7 protein-coding genes are annotated in these 20,524 nt (G+C 74.8%); all 7 read right to left on the reverse strand.

From position 1 onward, the window contains the following. Positions 1 to 26 precede the first annotated feature (26 nt). Positions 27 to 830 carry an SGNH/GDSL hydrolase family protein gene (locus ACGFIR_RS29465; protein ID WP_393007991.1) on the reverse strand — a complete coding sequence of 268 codons (804 nt, stop codon included), beginning with the start codon at positions 828 to 830 and terminating at the stop codon, positions 27 to 29. A gap of 240 nt (positions 831 to 1,070) precedes the next feature. After that, positions 1,071 to 2,255 carry a class I SAM-dependent methyltransferase gene (locus ACGFIR_RS29470; RefSeq protein WP_393148489.1) on the reverse strand — a complete coding sequence of 395 codons (1,185 nt, stop codon included), beginning with the start codon at positions 2,253 to 2,255 and terminating at the stop codon, positions 1,071 to 1,073. Positions 2,256 to 2,291: 36 nt separating this feature from the next. Beyond that, positions 2,292 to 3,098 carry a thioesterase II family protein gene (locus tag ACGFIR_RS29475; protein WP_393007987.1) on the reverse strand — a complete coding sequence of 269 codons (807 nt, stop codon included), beginning with the start codon at positions 3,096 to 3,098 and terminating at the stop codon, positions 2,292 to 2,294. A 26-nt stretch (positions 3,099 to 3,124) separates the two neighbouring features. After that, positions 3,125 to 4,060 (reverse strand): TauD/TfdA family dioxygenase, encoded by a 936-nt coding sequence (locus ACGFIR_RS29480; RefSeq protein ID WP_393007985.1) that lies wholly within the window; start codon positions 4,058 to 4,060, stop codon positions 3,125 to 3,127. 98 nt (positions 4,061 to 4,158) lie between these two features. Next, entirely contained in the window at positions 4,159 to 5,553 is a 1,395-nt protein-coding gene (locus ACGFIR_RS29485) for an MFS transporter (protein ID WP_393148491.1), read from the reverse strand. Next, positions 5,550 to 6,533 (reverse strand): ornithine carbamoyltransferase, encoded by a 984-nt coding sequence (locus ACGFIR_RS29490; RefSeq protein WP_393007981.1) that lies wholly within the window; start codon positions 6,531 to 6,533, stop codon positions 5,550 to 5,552. Before ACGFIR_RS29490 ends, ACGFIR_RS29485 begins: the two co-directional genes overlap by 4 nt. Then, positions 6,533 to 20,509 carry an amino acid adenylation domain-containing protein gene (locus ACGFIR_RS29495; protein WP_393148497.1) on the reverse strand — a complete coding sequence of 4,659 codons (13,977 nt, stop codon included), beginning with the start codon at positions 20,507 to 20,509 and terminating at the stop codon, positions 6,533 to 6,535. Before ACGFIR_RS29495 ends, ACGFIR_RS29490 begins: the two co-directional genes overlap by 1 nt. Positions 20,510 to 20,524: the final 15 nt, after the last annotated feature.

Raw genomic sequence — 20,524 nt, forward strand, 5'->3', positions numbered from 1 at the left:
TCCGCCCGGACGGAGATCAGGTTCGGTCAGCCCGCGACGGAGCGGAAGACCGGGTAGTAGCCGCCGGACTGGCCGGCCGCGGTCGGGTGGTACGAGATGCCGAGGCTGGCGAAGTTGAGGGCGTGCAGCCACTTCGTGCCGGAGCTGCACAGCTGGTGCCCGACGAACTGCGAGCGCACGTCGGCGAACTTGAAGCCGGCGGCCACGGCGGCGGTGCGGGTGAGGTCGTCGACCAGGTTGATGCCCTCGTTGATCTTCGCCCGGGAGGTGGCGCTCAGCCCGATGCAGGTGGTGCCGAGCTGGTAGAAGACCGGGTACCCGACGACGACCACGCGGGCGTTCGGGGCCCGGGTCTTGATTCCGTTGTAGACGTTGCGCAGCAGGCCGGGCAGCTGCGCGCGGGCCTTGTCCTCGGCGGCCTGGACGGCCGCGACGCACTGGGTCGTGCCCTGGAGCACGCAGGTGGACATGATGCTGGCGAACCCGACGTCGTTGCCGCCGACGGTGACGCTGACCAGGGTGGTGGTCGAGCTGAGCGCCGACAGCTGCGTGTTGATCACGCTGGTGGTGGTGGCGCCGGAGCAGGCGACCGACACGTACGACGCCGGCTTGATGTTGGCGGCGTAGAGGGCCGGGTAGGCGTTGGTGCTGCGCTGGCAGGAGCCGCTCTCGCTGGTGTAGCTGCCGGCGCCCACACCGGAGGCGTACGAGTCGCCGAGAGCCACGTAGCGGTCGGCGGCGGCGGCCTGGGCGGGGGCTGCCATGGTGAGGCTGACGCCGAGAGCCGTGGCCAGGCTCAGGGCGAGGGAAACGAGACGGGTTCTCCGCACGTCGCACTCCGGGGGTTGAGGGAACGAGTGCGAGATTGATATCACCGAATATTTAGGAATGAAAGATCTCGCCGGGAAATTTAGGGGTGCCGGTAAAGACCTACCGGTTCCGCGTGCCGGGACCTACGGCCGGCAGGGGTCGCGCAGCACCCTACCGGGGTCCCGGCCGCACGGATGCCGCGCGGCGCGCGGTCCGCCGGACGCGACCCCGGTCGGGGCGTACGCGGACGGGGCGCGACGTCAGCGCGACGCCCCGCAGGCCCCCGTGGCCGTCGCCACGAACACCGTCTGCACCTGCTCGTCGGCGGCGAGGCCGGGCACCGCGTGCGCCCGTACGTCGACGAAGCCCGCCCGGCCAAACGCGGCCCGCCACCCGGCCACGTCGAGCAACGGGGACGCCGGCACCCGCGGCTCGTCGTCCTCGTGCCGCCACCACCCCTCGGCCAGGCCGAAGGTCAGCGTGTTGTAGTCGAGGCGGCTGGTCATCTCGTTGACCACCAGGACGCCGCCCGGCTTGAGCAACGCGTGGCAGTGCCGCAGCGCGGCGGAGATCCGCAGCGTGGCGTGCAGGACGTTGCTGGCCAGGACCACCTGCATGGAGCCGGGTTCGAAGCCCTGGTCCTCGGGCGCACCCTCCACGTTGTACCGGGCGAAGTCCACGTACGGTCGGTCGGCGCCGAAGCGCCGCCGCCCCAGCCGCAGGAACGCGGGCCCCACGTCGGTGTAGAAGTACCGCAGCCGCTCCGCCCGTTCCGCGAGGGCGTCCAGCACCGGCCCGGTGGTGCCGCCGGTCCCCGCGCCCACCTCCAGGACCTGCGCGAAGGAGCGGGGATAGCGCCGGAGGAACTGCCGGACCTGCTGCTGCACGAGCGCGGCGCAGAGCCGGTTGTAGAAGTCGAGCTGGACGTTGTCCCGGTAGATCCCGGAGACCAGCTCGTCCGAGCCGCCCGGGAAGAGCACCTCGTTCGCCGGCCGGTCGCCCCGCACCACCCCTACCAGCCCCGTCTGGCAGGCGACCAGCAGGGGCACGTACCCGGCGATGTCCGGGTGCTCCCGGCTCAACGCCGTCGCCGCCGCGTCGGTCACGTCGTCCTCGGCGAGCCCGGCCGCCTCGACGACACGGTGCGTCACGGCGAGCCGGTCGCCCTGCCGGCGCAGCAGGTCGGCGCGTTCCAGCAGGTCCAGCAGGGCGTCACCGAGCGGCTCGTAGCCGGCGGCCACCGCCAACCGGGCCAGGATCTCGTCCCGACCGGCGGCGGCGCCGGGGGCGGGGAGCACGCCCGCGGCGGCCAGCCGGGCCGCCAGCAACCGCCGCCCGAAGTCCGTCACCGCCTCGAAGGAGATGCGGAACCGCGCGTAGCGTTCCTGGTCCACGTCCACGTCCACGAGCGGCTGCGGCGCCGCCTCGACGTCCGGTGCGGTCACGATGTGCCCTCCATGGTGCTGGTCCGGCGGTGCCGGTCAGGTCGGGTGCGCGGCCAGGGACGCCACGGCACGGGTTGTGGTCGGCCGGTCGACGAGCTGCGCGGCGAGGTCCGCGAGCAGCTCCGCCCGCCCCGGCACGAGATAGAAGTGGTCGCCGGGGAACGCCCGCAGCCGGAAGCCGCCGGTGGTCAGCTCCGCCCAGGCGGAGACCGACTCCCGGTCGCAGGCCGGGTCCCCGGTGCCGAGGTACGCGGTGATCGGTGCGGACACCGTCCGCGCGGCGCGCGGCAGGTGGTCGTGGATCAGCCGCAGGTCCGCCCGGAGCGCCGGCACGACCAGCCCCCGCAGCTTCGGCGAGCGGAAGACCAGCGCATCCACCTCGCCCAGCGCGGCGATACGGGCGAGGAACTCCTCGTCGTCGAAGTCGTCGGGGTGCTGGTCGAGGCGGGTGACGTGCGGGGCGCCGTGCCCGGAGACGAACAGGATCCTCGGCACGACGCCGAGCCGGTCCTCCAGCCGGGCGGCCACCTCGTAGGCGACCGACGCGCCCATGCTGTGGCCGAACAGGGCCAGGGGGCGGTCCAGGTACGGAGTGAGTGATTCGGTGACCCGGTCGGCGAGCACGTCCATCCGGTCGACGCACGGCTCACCGAGCCGGTCCTGCCGGCCCGGGTAGCGGACGGCGAGCAGGTCGACGGAGTCCGGCAGCCCGGCCGCCCAGGGCTGGAAGAAGCCGGCCGAACCGCCGGCGTGCGGCAGGCACACCAGCCGCAGCCCCGCGTGCGCGCCGCCCCGGAACACCCGCAGCCACGGATCGCCGCCGGAGGGGTGGCGCAGGGACATCTGGGGATCTTCCTCGGTCGCGGCGGTCAGTCCGACATCGCCACCAGGACCCGGCGGTCACCCGTGTACGGGCGCCGGCCGTGCGCGGTGAGCACGTTGTCGATCAGCAGCAGGTCGCCGACCCGCCAGTCGACGTCGATCGCGGCCGCCAGGCCCCGGTCGCGGATCTGGGTGATGTACTCGTCGGGGATCGGCGAGCCGTCGGCGAAGGTCACCGACTGGGGCAGTTCGTCCGGCCCCATCACCTGGGTCATCACCTTGGCGATGTCGTCGTCGAGGCCGGCCGGGTGCCACTGGTCCGCCTGGTTGAACCACACCTCGGCCCCGGTGACCGGGTGCCGTAGCGTGGCCGGCCGGAGCTGGATCACCCGCAGCCCGTCGGCGGTCCACTCCCATGTCGCGCCGGCGCCGGCGAGGAACTCCTCGACCTCGTCGCGGCTGTCGGTCTCGAACGTCTCCCGCCAGCTCTTGCCCAGCCCCATCCCGTCGTGCAGGTTCTGCTGGTAGCGCAGCCCGCCGGCGAAGTCGGCGCGCAGCTGCGGGTCCAGCGAGTCGAGCCACAGCTCGGCGTCGACGACCGGGGTGGCGCCGCCGGTCTCGGCGGCGATCTGGCAGAAGAAGAGCAGCCGGGCCGGCCACTGGGCCGCGTACGACAGCTCGTTGTGCATCGAGATGGTGTACCGGGCCGGGTACTCGGTGGACGTGTAGACGTTGCGACCCACCTTGGTGCGCGGCGAGTTGCCGTGCACGTACGCCAGTCGCCTCGGCAGCAGCAGGTCCATCACCGGGTCCAGGGTCTCCGGCCGCACCCCGAAGCCACGGAAGACGAGCGCCTTCTCGGCCGTGAGCACCTGCGCCAGGTCCAGCTCGCGCAGGTGGCCGACCAGGCCCTCGGCGGTCGGCGCGCAGCCGGCGCTCTCCGGGGTGATCTCCAACGGCTTCCAGCTCGCGTGCTCGGTCATTCCAGGGACTCCTCACCGTCTGAGGCTCTGCGATCCGCTCCAGGCTCCGCAGCGCCGCTATATTTCGGCCATATCGCCGGCTAACCGGCCAGTCCGGCTCATCCGGACCGCGCCGCGCCCGCCGCCGGCTCGGCCTCGACCCGCTTCACCTCGCCGCGTTCGGCGTCGGCCTCCTCGGCCTCGACCCGTGCAGCCTCGCCCCGCTCAGCGTCGGCGCGTTCGGCTGCCGCACGCTCGGCGTCGGCCCGCTCCTCCTCGGCGCGGGCGCGACCGCCGAAGGCGAGCACCGCGAGGACCGCGATCACCCCCATCGACCCGCCGACGATCAGAATGGCCGTCGTGATGCTCGTCGAGTCGAGCAGGAAGCCCGCGAACAGCGCCCCCAGCGAGTTGGCTCCCGAGGTGAGCAGCATGACGATCGAACCGGCCCGGCCGCGCAGGTGGTCGGGTGCGCTCTGGAGCACATACAGCATCCCGGCCACGTTGCCGATGCCGGCGGCATAGTGGATCAGTGCGAAGATCGCGCCGAGGACGACCAGCCCCGGAGCCACCGCGATCAGCGGCATCAGCACCGCCCAGGCGATGTTGACCCCCATGATGATCCGGCGGATCCCCCACCGGCTCAGGAAGAAGTTGCTGGTCATCGCGCCGGCCATGCCGAGGACGCTGTTCACCACCAGCAGCATCCCGACCGTGGGCGGCGACCCGCCCTGATCCTTCACGATCACCACGAGGCCCAGGCCCAGCACCTGGAACAGGATGTTGCTCGCCGCGTAGAGGCCGAGGGCGCGGCGCAGGTAGAGCTGGCCCCAGACGAAGGTGAACCCCTCCCTCATCCGGGCCAGCAGGCCACCCGGCTCGTCCGCGCGGGCCTTCGGCGCCTGGAGGTCCCGCCGGATGAACAGCAGGGTGACCAGCGAGATCAGGTGCACCAGCACGGCGAAGCCGAACGGGGCCCAGCGGGTCACCGTGTAGAGCAGGGTGCCGGCCGGCTGGCCGAGGATGCTGGCCGCGTTGGCCCGCGACTCGTTGGCCGCCGTCGCGGCGCCGTAGCGGTCGGCCGGCACGACGTTGAACACCGCGGCGCGTTCGGCCAGGGCGTAGCAGATGCCCAGGCTGGCCTCCACGAACGCGACCACCATCAGGTGCGGCAACCAGACCGCGTCCCGGGCGACGGCGACCGCGACGCTGCCGATCGCGACGATCCGCCCCACGTTGCAGAGCACCATGGTCCGGCGGCGGTCCCAGCGGTCCACCAGCGCGCCGGCCGGCAACTGGGTGACCAGGTTGGGCAGCAGCGCGGCGAAGGTCACCAGGCTGGCCGCGGTGGCCGATCCGGTGGACCAGAAGACCAGCAGGGTGTAGCTGATGGAGGTGGCCCGGGAGCCCAGCGCGGAGACCCCGGAGCCGATCCAGAGCAGCAGGAAGTCGCGGTTGCCGGTCAGGCGGCCCGGCTGCCGGGACGTGGCCGCCGGACGCCCGACCGCGCTCACGACGGCTGCCCGACGGGGGTCGCCCGGCACCAGTCGAGCACGGCCATCGCGCTGTAGAGCTTGTTCTCCGCCTGCTGGAAGGCGATGCTGGCCGGCCCGTCGAGGACCTCGGCGGTCACCTCCTCCCCCCGGTGCGCCGGGAGGTCGTGCATGAAGACCGCGTGCGGGCTGCGCCGCCACAGTTCCCGGTCCACCTGGAACGGGGCGAAGTGCGTACGCCAGTCGGGGTCGGGCTTGCTGGTGCCGGTGGTCTGCCAGCGGGTGGTGTAGATGACGTCCAGGTCGCCCGGCAGGTCGTCCATGTGGTGCCGTTCGACGAGGTGGGCGCCGCACCGCTGCGCCTGCTCCCGCGCGAGGGCCGCGATCCCGGCCGGCAGGCCGTACCCCGCCGGGGTGCGAAGTTCCAGCTCGACGCCGGGGAAGCGGGTCAGCGCCAGGGCCAGGGCCGTCGCGGTGTTGTTCGCCTCGCCCAGGTAGAGCAGCCGCAGGTGCTCGATGCGGCCGAAGCGCCGCAGCAGGGTGGTCAGGTCGGCCAGCGCCTGCGTGGGGTGCTCCTCGGCGCTCATCGCGTTGACCACCGCCATCCGGTGCTGCCGCGACCAGTCGCGCATCTCCTGCGGGTCGGCGGCGGTCCGCGCCACCAGCACGTCGAGCATGCCCGACAGCACCCGCCCGGTGTCCGCACTGGACTCGCCGGTGTTGACCTGGAGGTCGTTCGGCCCGTACTGGATGGTCTTCGCCCCGAGCCGCAGCGCGGCGACGGTGAACGCGGTCCGCGTCCGGGTCGACGTCTTCACGAAGTACGTGCCGACCACCCGGTCGGCCAGCGAGGCGGCGGCCTCGCCGGCGGCGAACCTCGCCCCCCGCGCCACGATCGAGTAGAGGTCGTCGTCGGTCAGGTCGCGGATCGACACCAGGTGCCGCACCTGCCGCGCCGGTGCATCGGTGACCGCCGCGGGGACGCTCGGTACGGTCGTCATCACATTTCCTCCGTGAGTGCGGTGTCGGACGCCAGCAGCGACACGACCTCGTGGCCCTGGTCGCCGTTGGTCAGCAGCACCAGGCCGGAGCCGTCGGGCACCCGGCCGGCGGTGAGCGCGTGGTAGCCGGCGATGCGGCCCCGGTGGGTGAACTCCACCCGCGCTCCGGCGGGCCCCTCGACGCGGTCCACCATGCAGCCGAGGCCGAAGATCCCGCCCGGTCCGGCCGTCAGCTGCGCCACCGCCAACTCCTGGCTCAGCAGGGCCGGGCCGCCCCGGTACGCGACGTGGATCTCCCGTACGAGCTGGGCCAGGTCGGTCGCGGTGCTCCACAGCCCGGCGGCCGCCAGGTCGGCACGCACCTGCCAGCCGCCCGGTAGCGGCTCGCCCCGCTCGTCGTGCCCGACGGCCACCGGCCGGCCGGACCTCTCGGGGAAGCTCTGGTCGAAGCTGCTGCCCGTCATCCCCACCGGCCCGAACACCAGCTCGGCCATCAGGTCGGCGAAGGGTGTCGCGGTGACGTCCTCCATGAGCTGCTGCACCACCACGAAGTGGCTGTTGCGCTCCACCGCGACCGGGTCGGGCGCGTCGAGCGCCCGGACCGGGCCGGTGGGCACGCCCTGCCCGCGCAGCACGTCCGACAGGGTCGGTACGGGGCCGCCGCGCCGATGTCCGGTGCTGCCCGTCGCGGTCAGCCCGGCGACGTGGCACAGCAGCTGCCGCAGGCTGACCGGCCGGCCGGCGGGCAGCTGCCAGCTCTTCAGGTACGCGTTGACGTCGGTGTCGAGCTGGAGCTGTCCCCGACCGACCAGGACCAGCGCGCCGACCGCGGTGACGAGCTTGCTCACGGAGCCGACCTGGAAGACGGTCGCCGGGGTCACCGGCGCGTCGCCGCCGGCCGTGCGGTGCCCGAGGGCGCGGACCTCCACCACCTCGCCGCCGGCGAGCAGGGCCAGCGACGCGCCGGGCACCCGGTGGGCGGCGAGCAGCGGCTCGACGGGCGGCAGCACCGCGGCGGCCCGCGCCGCGCCCGGGCGCGGGCTCCGATCCGTCGGGCCGGCGGCCGCCGCCGGCGTGGCCTGGGCGAGCGAGGCGGCCAGCTCGGCCAGGGTCCGGTCGGCCATCGCCGCCCGCAGGGTCAGCGCGACACCGGCCTGCCGGGCCGCCGTGACCACCGGCACCACCAGCAGCGAGTGCCCGCCGAGGGCGAAAAACCGGTCGTGCCGGTCCACCCGGTCGATCTCCAGGACCCGGGCCCAGATGTCGGCGATCAGCTCCTCCAGCCCGGGGCGGGGCGGGGTGTGCCCGACCGTCCCGGCCGGGTCCACCGGGGGCAGCGCCCGGCGGTCGACCTTGCCGTTGGCGTTGAGCGGGATGGCCGGCACCGGGACGAAGACGCTCGGGACCAGTTGGCTCGGCAGCCACCGGGCGCAGTGCGCGGCCAGGTCCGGCGCGTCACCGACGTGGTAGGCCACCAGCCGGGGCCCGCCGGCGGCCGTCGAGTCGACGGTCACGACCGCGTCCCGTACGCCCGGATGCGCGACCAGCACCGCCTGGACCTCGCCGGGCTCCACCCGGTGGCCGCGGATCTTCACCTGGTCGTCGACCCGGCCGAGCAGGTCCAGCTGCCCGTCGGGCAGCCAGCGGCCGAGGTCGCCGGTGCGGTACAGCCGCCCGCCGTGGCCGTCGAACGGGTCGGGCACGAACCGGTCGGCGGTCAGCTCCGGCCGGCCGGCGTAGCCGCGGGCGAGGCCCGGGCCGCCGAGGTGGACGTGGCCGACCACGCCCACCGGCACCGGTTGCAGGTCGGCGTCGAGCACGTACGTGCGCATCCCGCCCAGCGGCCGGCCGATCGGGGCCACGTCGCCCGGCAGCGGCCCGGTGACCGGGTACCGGCTGACGGCCACGGTCGCCTCCGTCGGCCCGTACTCGTTGAGCAGCACGGTGTCCGGCGCGAGGGCGTGCCAGCGGTCGCAGACCTGCCGGGTGAGCGCCTCACCGCCCAGGACCAGCAGCGGCGTCAGGGCCGCCGCCTGCGCCGCGTCGAGCTGGCGGGTCAACAGGTCGAGGTGGCCGGGGGTCAGCTTGACGAAGCTGAACGGGCCGGCCTCGGCCAGTCTCGGGCCCAGCTCGTCGAGGCCGGCGTCGGGCGGCAGCAGCCACAGCCGCTGCCCGGTGGCCAGCGGCGCCCAGATGCTGGTCACCACCATGTCGTACGCGACCGACGAGAAGAGCGCGGCGCCGCCGGTGCGGTCGGCGACCAGTTCTCCGGCCGCCCAGCCGAGGTAGTTGGCGAGGCTGCGGTGGCTGATCTGCACCCCGTTCGGCCGGCCGGTGGAGCCGGAGGTGAAGATGACGTACGCGAGGTGGTCCGGGTCGGGCACGCCGGCCGGCGCCTCGGCGGGCAGCGCGGCGATCCGCCCGGCGTCGCGGTCGAGCAGCACCAGCTCCACGCCGGTCTGGCCCGACGTCGGCACCGGGCTGGCGGAGGATCCGGTGAACCGGTCGGCGTGCCCGGAGGAGGTCACCACCACCGTCGCCCCGGCGTCGGCGAGCATCGCGGCGACCCGCTCGGCCGGGTGCGCCGGGTCGATCGGCAGGTACGCGCCGCCGGCCCGCCACACTCCGAGCAGGGTGGCGACGAGGTCGACGCCCCGCTCCAGCAGCACCCCGACGACCCGCTCCGGGCCGACCCCCATCCCGCGCAGGTGGTGGCCGATCCGGTTGGCCGCCGCGTCCAGCCGCGCGTAGGTCGTACCGTCGACGGCCTCCGCGTCGGGGGTCGCCGCGGCCCACGCCGCCACCCGCTGCGGCACCAGGTCCGTGCCGGGCGGCGCGGTCGAGGCGTTCCAGCCCACGAGCACGTCGTGCCGTTCCCCGGCGGGCAGGTACGCCTGCCGGGGGTCGCCGTCGGGGTCGGCCACCATGGCCTCCAGCACCAGCCGGTACATGCCGGCCAGCCGCACCGCGTCCGCCCGGCCCATGGCGTGGCTGTCGGTGCTCAGCTCGATCCGGCCGGCGCCCGCGGCGACGGCCAGCGCGAACTCCGAGGTGCTCGCGCCGATGCGCGCCACGGGCGCGGTACGTCCGCCGGCCACCTCCGTGAAGTCGAGGTAGCTGAAGTAGACGTCGGTGAGGCGGGCGCCGGAGCCGGGGGTGCGGATGGCCGGTGCCGGGTAGCGCCGGTGCGGCCACAGGTCGGCCTCGCGGGCGTGCACCCGCTGCACGAGGTCCCGCCAGCTCGTCGCCCGCCGGTCGTGCGGGAACGGCAGGGTGTTCAGCGACATCGCGTAGACCCGCTCGCTGCCCACCACGTCGGGGCGGGTGTTGCAGACCAGTCCGCTGTAGAAGGTCGGCTCGTCGGTGAGCTGGCTGAGCACCTTCAGGTGCGCGGCGTGCAGCACCGCCTTGAGCGACACCCGGGCCGCCGAGGCCAGGGCCCGCAGTCGCGGCTCCAGGTCCGCGTAGGACACCACCTCGGTGTACGGCTCCAGCTCGGCCGGCGTCGTCGGCGCCCACGCGGCGGGGAGCCGGAACCTCGGGTGCCGCTCGACCACGTCCTGCCAGTACCGGCGGTCGGCCTCGGAGGCCAGGGCGCGCAGCTCGCCGGCGACGAAGTCGGCGAACCGTACGCCGGGCGGCGTGTGGTCGGAGTCGTCTCCGGCGGTGCCCGAGCGCCGCGCGTGGTAGCGGTCGAGGATCTCCATCACCAGGGCGTGCAGGCTCCAGCCCTCGATGATCACGTGGCAGATGGTGAGCACCAGCCGCCAGCTCCGGTCGGTCTCCAGACACACGGTGAACCGCAGCAGCGGCGCCCGCTCGACGTCGAACAGCTCCTGGTACTCCTCGCCGACGAGCTGGCGCACCCGGGCCAGCCGCTCCGCCTCGGCAAGCCCGCGCAGGTCGCGCGTGCCGACCGGGACGCGCACCGCGCGGTGCACGAGCTGCATGGGCACCGAGTAGCCGGCCGTGTCCACCGAGGTACGCAGCACGTCGTGGCGGGCCACCACCTCGTCGACGGCGGCGCGCAGCGTCGCCAGGTCGAACGGCTCGTCGTCGGGGACGAGGAACGAGGCGACGTTGTGGTAGTGGTTCTGGCCGTTGTCGGCCAGCATCTCCAGCAGCATCCCCAGCTGCACCCGCGACAGCGGGTACGCGTCGTCCAGCCCGGCCGGCAGCAGCGGCAGGTCGGCGGGGGCGACCAGCTCGAAGGGTTCGACGGGGCGGGCGGCCGGCTCCGGCGCGTCCCGGCTCGCCAGCACCTCGCACAGCGCCCGCACGCTCGGGTGCCGGAAGATGTCCGCGACCGTCACGTCCAGCCCGGCCGCGCGCATCGTGCCGGCCAGCACCAGCGCCGTGATGGAGTGCCCGCCGAGGTCGAAGAAGCCGTCGACGACGCTGACCGCCGGCAGGCCCAGCACCTCGGCCCAGGTGGCGGCCACCCGCTCCTCCAGCGGTCCCGCCGGGGCGACGAAGTCCCGACCCGCCAGCGTCGCGCCGGTGGGCGCGGGCAGTGCCCGCCGGTCGAGCTTGCCACTGTTGTTGCGCGGCAACTGCTCGAGCAGCACGAACGCCGACGGGACCATGTACTCCGGCAGGGCGCGCGCCAGCGAGGCACGCAGCGCGGCGGCCTCCGGCGCGGGCCCGTCGCCGGCCACCAGGTACGCGGTCAGCCGGGGGTCGGCCGGGTCGTCCGCGCGGAGCACGACGACCGCCTCCGCGACACCGGGCAGCGCGGTAAGCGCCGCCTCGATCTCGCCCGGCTCGATCCGGTAGCCCCGCAGCTTCACCTGGTCGTCGAGGCGGCCGAGGAACTCCACGCTGCCGTCGGGCAGCCGGGTCGCCAGGTCGCCGGTGCGGTACATCCGGCTGCCCGGCGGGCCGTACGGGTCCGGCAGGAAGCGCCGGGCGGTCAGCTCGGGCTGGTTGAGGTAGCCGCGGGCCACCCCGTGCCCGGCCAGGTACACCTCGCCGGGCACCCCGATGGGGGCCGGGTGGCCGTACTGGTCGAGCACGTACATCCGCACGCCGGACAGCGGGCGGCCGATCCGGCTGCCCACGCCGGGCGCGAGGTCGGCCCGGGTGATCCGGTGGTAGGTGGAGTAGACGGTGGTCTCGGTGATCCCGTACATGTTGACCAGCGCCGTACGGGCCAGCCCGAGGCGGGACGCCCACGGCGCGAGGTCGGCGAAGTCGAGCTTCTCCCCCGCGACGACCACCGCGCGCAGCGACAGCTCCCGGATCCCGGGGGCGTCCTCGGCGGCGAGCCGGACGAGCCCGCGCAGCGCCGTCGGGGTCTGCGCCAGCATGGTGACCCGCTGGCGCACCAGCAGCTCCAGCAGGTCCTGCGGCACCCGGGCCACCTCGCGGGGCACCAGCACCAGCCGGCTGCCGTGCAGCAGCGCGCCCCACAGCTCCCAGACGGAGACGTCGAAGGCGTACGAGTGGAACAGCGCCCACACGTCGGTCTCGTCCACCGCGTAGTGCTCCTGCGCGGCGTCGAGCAGGCGCAGCACGTTGGCGTCGCTCACGCAGACGCCCTTGGGCCGGCCGGTGGAGCCGGAGGTGTAGATGACGTAGAGGAGGTCGTCCGGGTCGCGGGCGACGCCCGGATCGGTCTCCGGCCGCCCGGCCAGGTCGTCCGCGTCCAACAGGACCCGCCGCCCGTCGAAGCCGGCGAGCAGGTCGGCCTGCGCGGAGGTGGTCACCACGGTCCGCGCCCCGGCGTCGGCCAGCATGTAGCCGATCCGCTCGGCGGGCTGGGCCGGGTCCAGCGGCAGGTACGCCGCCCCCGCCTTCAGCACGCCGAGCAGCGCGGGCACCAGGTCGGCGTCGCGGTCGAGGCAGACCCCGACGACGGTCTCCCGGCCGGCGCCGGCCGCGCGCAGGTGGTGCGCCAGCCGGTTGGCGGCGGCGTCGACCTGGGCGTACGTCAGCTCGACGGCGCCGGCCACCACCGCCACGGCCTGCGGGTCGCGGGCCAGCTGGGCCTGGAACAGCTCGACCACGGTGCCGGTGACCGGCTCGTCGGCGCTCACGTCGGTGACGCCGAGCAGGCGGTCCCGCTCGCCCCCGGGCACGCAGACGGCCTGGCAGTCGCCGTCGGGGTCGGCGACCATCGCCTCCAGCACCGCCCGGTACATGCCGGCGATCCGGTCCAGGTTGGCCTGGCTGACCAGCCCCGCCCGGGCGGTGAGCGCGTAGCGGCCCCGCTGCGCGAAGCAGGACAGGTCGAACTCGGTGGCGCCCTCGCCGGCGTTGCCGGTGACCACCGGCCCGGTCCCGTCGCCGCCGTGCGTCGCGCGGCTGAAGTCCTGGTAGTTGAACAGGACGTGCAGCAGCCGGTGGCCGGCCTCGCGCTGCATCTCCGCCAGCGGGAACCGCCGGTGCGGCCAGAGCGCGACCTCCCGGTCGAAGACGGCGGTGACGAGGTCCCGCCAGCTGCGGGCGGACCGGTCGTACGGGAACGGCACGGTGTTGAGGTACATGCCCTGCACCTCGTCGGCGCCGAGCACCTCGGGCCGGGCGTCGCAGACGAGGCCGGCGTGGAAGCCCGGCTCGCCGGTGAGCTGGGCGAGCACCTTCAGGTGCGCGGCGTGCAGCACCGCCTTCACCGACACGTCGGCGTCGCGGGCCAGGGCGCGCAGCGCCTCGTCCAGGTCGCTGAAGTCGACCGTGGCGTCGACCATGTCGTCCTGCGCGTCCGGCTCGCCCCAGCCGGCGGGCAGGGCGAACGGGGCGCGCCCGTCCCACACCGAGCGCCAGTGCTCCCGGTCGGCGGTCGACTCCAGCGCGGCGAGCTCGGCGGCGATGAAGTCGGCGTAGCGCACCGCGGGCGGGGGCACCGGGCGTGGGGTGCGGCCGCCGGCCAGCTCGGCGTAGGCGTCGAGCACCTCGGTGACCAGTCGCGCGCTGCTCCAGCCCTCGGTGACCACGTGGCTGATGGTGAAGGTGAACCACCAGCTCTCGTCGCTGTCCACGTGCGCGGTGACGCGCAGCAGCGGCGCGGTGGCGACGTCGAACGGGCGGGCCCGCTCGGCGGCGATGAACTCCGCGAAGAGCGCGGCGTGCCGCTCGGCCGGCACGCCCCGGCCGTCCTCGACGCGCACGTCGGGTTCGGCGTCGGCGTGCACGAGCTGCATCGGCACCGAGTAGCCGACCAGGTCGAACGACGTACGCAGGATCTCGTGCCGGGCCACCACGGTCCGCACCGCGCCGCGCAGCGCCCCGGCGTCGAACGGCCGCCCGTCGCGGACCTGGTGGGCCAGGACGCTGTGGTAGACGGCGCGGTCGCCGCTGACGGCCGACTCCATCAGCATGCCGAGCTGGGTGCGCGACGCCGGGTACGCGTCGACGAGGCCGCCGGGCAGCCTGGCCCGGTCGGCGGCGCCGATCAGCGCGTACGGCGCGACCGGGCGGAACTCGTCGGTGTCGGCGTCGCCCAGCGCGGCGGCCAGCCGGCGTACGGTGCGGTGGGCGAAGACGTCCCGCACGCTCGTGCGGTACCCGGCGGCGCGCAGCGTGCCGACGAGGGTGACCGCGAGCATCGAGTCGCCGCCGAGGTCGAAGAAGCTGTCGGTCACGCCGACGCGGGCCACGCCGAGCACCCGCGCCCAGATCCCGGCGATCTCCTCCTCCACGTCGCCGGTCGGGGCCTGGTAGTCCCCGGTGCCGTACGCGCCGGTGTCCGGGGCCGGGAGCTGCCGCCGGTCGACCTTGCCGTTCGGGTCCTTCGGCACGGCGTCGAGGGTGACGTAGGCGGCCGGCACCATCGCCTCCGGCAGCGCGGCGAGCAGCCGCTCCCGCAGCCGGGCCGGGGCCGGCGCGTCGCCGGGGGCCGGCAGCACGTACCCGACGAGGGTGCGGCGGCCGTCGTGCTCGCGGACGGCGGCGACGGCGTCGGCCACGCCGGGGCAGGCCCGCAGGGCCGTCTCGATCTCCCCCAGTTCGATGCGTACGCCGTGCAGCTTCACCTGCGAGTCGAGCCGTCCCAGGAAGTCGACGGTGCCGTCGGGCCGCCACGCCGCCGCGTCGCCGGTGCGGTACAGCCGCGCTCCGGGCGGGCCGTACGGGTCCGGCACGAACCGCTCGGCGGTCAGTCCGGGCCGCCCCAGGTAGCCCCGGGCCAGCCCCGTCCCGCCGATGCACAGCTCGCCGGGCACGCCCAGCGGCACGAGGTCCAGCCGCTGGTCGAGCACGTACAGCCGCAGGTTCGGGTGCGGGGTGCCGAGCGGCACCCGGGACAGCCCGGCCAGGGCGTCGGCGGTGCACGCCCAACTGCTCACGTCGACGGTGGCCTCGGCCGGCCCGTACGTGTTGTGCAGCTCGCAGCCGGGCAGCGCGGCCAGGAACGCCCGCGCCACGTCGACGGCGATCTCCTCGCCGCCGACCGCCACCGACCGCAGCGACCGGCACCCGGCCAGGCCCTCGGCGAGCAGCGCCGGCAGCATCGACGGCACGAAGTGGACGGTCGTGACGCCCTCGCGGGTCATCAGCTCGCACAGGTACGCGGGGTCGCGGTGCCCGCCGGGGCGGGCCACCACGATCCGGGCCCCCGCCGACAGGGCCGCGTAGACCTCGGCCGGCGAGACGTCGAAGCCGATCTCGGTCTTCTGGAGCACGACGGCGTCGGCGTCCAGCAGGTAGACCCGCGCGCCGACGTGGTCGGTGCGGTTGACCAGCGCCCGGTGCGACAGCAGGGATCCCTTGGGCCGGCCGGTGGAGCCGGAGGTGTAGATGACGACGCTGCCGTTGTCGGGGTCGGTGAGCGGCTCCGGGTCGGTCGGCGGGTGGTCGGCCCAGGCGTCCGGCTCGTCGAGCAGCACCACGGTGGCGTCGACCGGCGGCAGTTGCGCCCGCAGCTCGGCGGTGGTCAGCAGCACCGGGGCCGCCGCGTCGGCGAGCATGAACGCCAACCGCTCCGCCGGGTACGACGGATCCAACGGCAGGTACACCCCACCCGCCTTGTGCACCGCCAGCATCCCCACGACCTGCTCCACCGACCGGTGCGCACACACCCCGACCAGGCTCTCCGGCCCCACCCCCAGCTCCCGCAGGTGGTGCGCCAACCGGTTCGCCCGGCCGTTGAGCTGCCCGTACGAGAACGACACGCCCTCGGCCGTGATCGCCACCGCCTCCGGCCGCCGCGCGGCCTGCGCCTCGAACGCCGCCGGCACGTATCCGCCGACCTCGACCGTGCGGCCCGGGGTGAACCGGGTGAGTTCCGCCCGCTCCCCCGCCGGCAGGCGCGGCACCGCCGCGTCCCCGTCCGGGTCGGCCGCCATCGCCGTGAGCACCTCGCGGAACATCGCCCCGATCCGCACCAGGGCGGCCGGGTCGGCGCTGCGGCTGTCGCTGACCAGGCGGATGGTCCCGCCGCCCGCGCCGACCGACAGGCCGAACTCGGTGGCCCCGGGCCCGCCGACCTCGACGAGGTCGCTGCCGGCGCCGGGCGCCTCGACCGTCCCGCCGCCGTCCTGCCGGCTCTCGACGTAGCCGAAGACGACGTCGATCGGCCGGGACCCGGCACCGGTCAGCCGCGCCACGGCCGGCAGCGGGTAGCGCCGGTGCGGCCACAGCTCCACCTCGCGGTCGAACACCGACCGCACCAGCTCCCGCCAGGTGCCCGCGCCCCGGGCGTACGCGAACGGCAACACGTTGATGTACATGCCGTGCACCCGCTCGGCGCCCCGCACCTCCGGGCGCGCGTCGCACACCAGTCCGGTGTAGAACGCGGGCTCGGTGGTGAGCTGGCTCATCACCTTCAGGTGCGCGGCGTGCAGCACCGCCTTGACCGACGTGCCGGTGTCGCTGGCGAGGCGGCGCAGGGCCGCGTCCAGGTCGTGCACGTCCACGGTGTACCGGCAGACCGTCGCGGCGGACCGGTCGCCGAAGGAGTCCGGGAGGGTCAGCTTCGGCCGGCCGGTCACCACCGCCCGCCAGTGCGCGGCGGTCTCCGGCGAACGCAGCGCCGCCAGCTCGCCGGCGACGTGGTCGGCGTACCGGACGGCGGGCGGCTCGCCCTGCTCCGGCGTCTCGCCGCGGCTGCGCCGGGCGTACTCGCCGAGCAGCTCGGCGAGCAGGGCGTTGAGGTCCCAGCCGCCGGTGACCAGGTGGCTCACCGCGAGGGTCAGCCACCAGGCCCCGGCGGCGTCGGCGTGCGCGGCGACGCGCAGCAGCGGGGCGTCCGAGTCCAGGTCGAAGGGGGTACGCCGCTCCGCCGCAAGGTGCGCGGAGTGACCGGCGGCCGGGTGCACGGCGACCGGTACGGCGACGCTCGCGCGTACCAGCTGCATCGGCACCGAGTAGCCGGTCAGGTCGACCGAGGTGCGCAGCGTCTCGTGGCGGGCCACCAGCGCGTCGACGGTCGCCTGGAGCGCGGCGGCGGCGAACGGGCGCCCGTCGTCGACCCGGATCGACTGCACGACGTGGTACAGCGACCGCTCCGGGTCCTTCTGGATCTCCACGGCCATGCCGACCTGCGCCTGCGTCGCCGGGTACGCGTCGACCAGCCCGGCCGGCAGCTTGGCCCGGTCGGCGGCCTCGATCAGCGCGTACGGCTCGACGGGGCGAAAGGCCCCCTCCTTGGCGGTGTCGGCCTCGGCGAGGGCGGTGACCAGGCGGCGGATCGTGCGGTGCGCGAAGATGTCCCGCACGGTGACGTCGTGGCCGGCGGCGCGCAGCGACCCGACCAGGGTCACCGCCGTCATCGAGTCGCCGCCCAGGTCGAAGAAGCTCTCGGTGACGCTGACCCGGTCGAGGTCGAGCACCCACGACCAGACGCCGGCCATCGCCGACTCCACCGGGCCGTTCGGCCGCTCGTAGCGGCCCCGGGCGTAGGACCTGGCGTCCGGCGCCGGCAGTTGCCGCCGGTCGACCTTGCCGTGCGGGTCCACGGGCACGGCGTCGACGGTGACGTAGGCGGCCGGGACCATCGCCTCCGGCAGCTCGGTGAGCAGTCGTTCCCGCAGCTCGCCGGGGCTGGGAGCGGAGCCGTCGTCGGTGACGAGGTAGCCGACGAGCGTGCGCCGGCCGTCCTGCTCGCGGACGGCGGCGACCGCGTCGGTCACCCCGGGGCAGGCCCGCAGGGCCGTCTCGATCTCCCCCAGTTCGATCCGTACGCCGTGCAGCTTGACCTGCGAGTCGATGCGGCCCAGGAAGTCGACGGTGCCGTCGGGGCGCCACGCCGCCGCGTCCCCGGTGCGGTACAGCCGCGCCCCGGGCGGGCCGTACGGGTCCGGCACGAACCGCTGCGCGGTCGCCACGGGCGCGCCGAGGTAGCCCCGGGCCAGTCCCGTCCCGCCGATGCACAGCTCGCCGCGCACCCCGACCGGCACCGGTTGCAGGTGCTCGTCGAGCACCCGGACGGTGAGGTTGGTGAACGGGGTGCCGAGCGGCACCCGGGTCAGCCCGGCCAGGGCGTCGGCGGTGCAGAGCCAGCTCGTGACGTCCACGGTGGTCTCGGCGGGCCCGTACGTGTTGTGCAGCTCGCAGCCGGGCAGCGCGGCCAGGAACGCCCGCGCCACGTCGACGGCGATCTCCTCGCCGCCGACGGCCACCGACCGCAGCGACCGGCAGCCGCCGATGCCCTCGGCGAGCAGCGCCGACAGCATGCTCGGCACCAGCTCGACGGCGGTGACGCCCTCGCGGACGATCAGCTCCCGCAGGTACGCGGGGTCGCGGTGCCCGCCGGGGCGGGCCACCACGATCCGGGCCCCCGCCGACAGGGCCGCGTAGACCTCGGCCGGCGAGACGTCGAAGCCGATCTCGGTCTTCTGGAGCAGCACCGCCTGCTCGTCGAGGCGGTTGATCCGCCGGCCGGCGTGCGCCGAGCGGTTGACCAGGGCCCGGTGCGGCACGAGGACGCCCTTGGGCTGGCCCGTCGAGCCGGAGGTGTAGATGACGTAGCAGCCGCTGTCCGCCTGGGTGGCCGGCTCGGGGTCGGTGTCCGGCTGGCCCGCCCACTCGTGCGGGGCGTCCAGCAGCAGGGTGACCGCCTCGGCCGCCGCAAGCTGACCGCGCAGCTCGGCGGTGGTCAGCAGCACCGGGGCCGCCGCGTCGGCGAGCATGAACGCCAACCGCTCCGCCGGGTACGACGGATCCAACGGCAGGTACACCCCACCCGCCTTGTGCACCGCCAGCATCCCCACGACCTGCTCCACCGACCGGTGCGCACACACCCCGACCAGCATGTCCGGCCCCACCCCCAGCTCCCGCAGGTGGTGCGCCAACCGGTTCGCCCGGGCGTTGAGGTCGCGGTAGCTGACCCGGGTGCCTTCGCAGGTGAGGGCGACGGCGTCCGGCCGCCGCGCGGCCTGCGCCTCGAACGCCGCCGGGGCGTACCCGCCGACCTCGGCGGTGTCGCCGGACGACCAGCGTCCGATCTCGTCGCGCTCCGTCGCCGGCAGCCGGACGGCGATCGCGTCGCCGTCGGGGTCGGCCACCATGGCCGTCAGCACCTCGCGGAACATCGCCCCCACCCGGGCCAGTGCGGCGGGGCCGAAGGCGCGGCTGTCGCCGACCAGGTCGAGGAAGCCGCCGGCGGCGGTCACCTGGAGGGCGAACTCGGTGCCGCCCTCCCCGGCGATGGCCTCGAAGTCGACGGACTCGTCGGCGACCGCCCCGGCGCGGCGGAACTCGGTGTAGTCGAAGACGACGTCGATCGGGCGGGACCCGGCACCGGCCATCCGCTGCACGGCCGGCAGCGGGTAGCGCCGGTGCGGCCACAGCTCCACCTCGCGGTCGAACACCGACCGCACCAGCTCCCGCCAGGTGCCCGCGCCCCGGGCGTACGCGAACGGCAGCACGTTGATGTACATGCCGTGCACCCGCTCGGCGCCCCGCACCTCCGGGCGCGCGTCGCACACCAGGCCCGTGTAGAACCGCCCCTGGTCGGTGAGCTGGCTCATCACCTTCAGGTGCGCGGCGTGCAGCACCGACTTGGGCGACACGTCGAGGGTCGACGCGAGCGCGCGCAGCTTCGGCTCCAGGTCCTGGTAGCTGACCCGGGTACGCAGGCTCTCCCGCGGCCCGTCCGTGCGGCCCCAGCCGTCCGGCGGGGTGAAGCCGGCGTAGGTGTCGACGACGCCCCGCCAGTACGCCTCGTCCTCGCCGTCCTTGAGCGCGGCCAGCTCGGCGGCGACGAAGTCGGCGTAGCGGACGGCGCTCGGCTCCGGCGACTCGGGCACCATGCCGGCGCTGCGCCGCTCGTAGCAGCCGATCAGCTCGACCAGCAGGGTGTTCAGGTCCCAGCCGCCGGTGACGAGGTGGCTGACGGCGACGGTGAGCCACCAGCCCCGCTCGTCGGTGCGGTGCGCGGCGACGCGCAGCAGCGGCGCCGGCTGGTCCAGCTCGAAGGGGCGGGCCCGCTCCGCGTCCACGTACGCCCGCAGCCGCGCCTCGACGTCGTCGCCGGTCAGCTCCGTCACCCGTACGTCGACGGGTGCCTCGGCGTGCACGAGCTGCATCGGCACCGAGAAACCGGTCAGGTCGAACGAGGTGCGCAGCGTCTCGTGCCGGCCGACCACGTCCCGTACGGCGGCCCGCAGCGCGTCGGCCGAGAACGGCCGGCCACTGTGCACCCGGAAGCAGCGGACGATGTGGTAGAGCGACTTGCCGGGGTCCTTCTGGATCTCCACGGCCATCCCGACCTGCGCCTGCACGGCCGGGTAGGCGTCCACGAGGCCGGCGGGCAGGGCGGCCCGGTCGGCGGCGGTCAGCAGGGCGAAGGGCGCGACGGCCTGGAAGGCCGGAGCCGGCGGCGTCGCGTCCTTGGCGGAGAGGTGCCCGGCGAGGGCGGCGACCGTACGGTGCACGAAGACGTCCCGGACGGCCACCCCGAAGCCGGCCGCCCGCAGCGCGCCGACCAGCGCGACGGCGCGCAGCGAGTCGCCGCCCAGGTCGAAGAAGCTGTCCTGGGTGCTGACCTGCTCCAGGTTGAGCACCTGGCCCCAGATGCCGGCCAGCTGCGCCTCCAGCTCGGTGGCGGGGGC

This window comes from Micromonospora sp. NPDC049051 (genome assembly GCF_043197575.1).
Lineage (GTDB): Bacteria > Actinomycetota > Actinomycetes > Mycobacteriales > Micromonosporaceae > Micromonospora.

Bases quoted from the DNA above. Each gene is read 5' to 3' on its own strand.
- ACGFIR_RS29475 (WP_393007987.1), bottom strand. From the start codon at position 3,098: ATGTCCCTGCGCCACCCCTCCGGCGGCGATCCGTGGCTGCGGGTGTTC.
- ACGFIR_RS29480 (WP_393007985.1), bottom strand. From the start codon at position 4,060: ATGACCGAGCACGCGAGCTGGAAGCCGTTGGAGATCACCCCGGAGAGC.
- ACGFIR_RS29490 (WP_393007981.1), bottom strand. From the start codon at position 6,533: ATGACGACCGTACCGAGCGTCCCCGCGGCGGTCACCGATGCACCGGCG.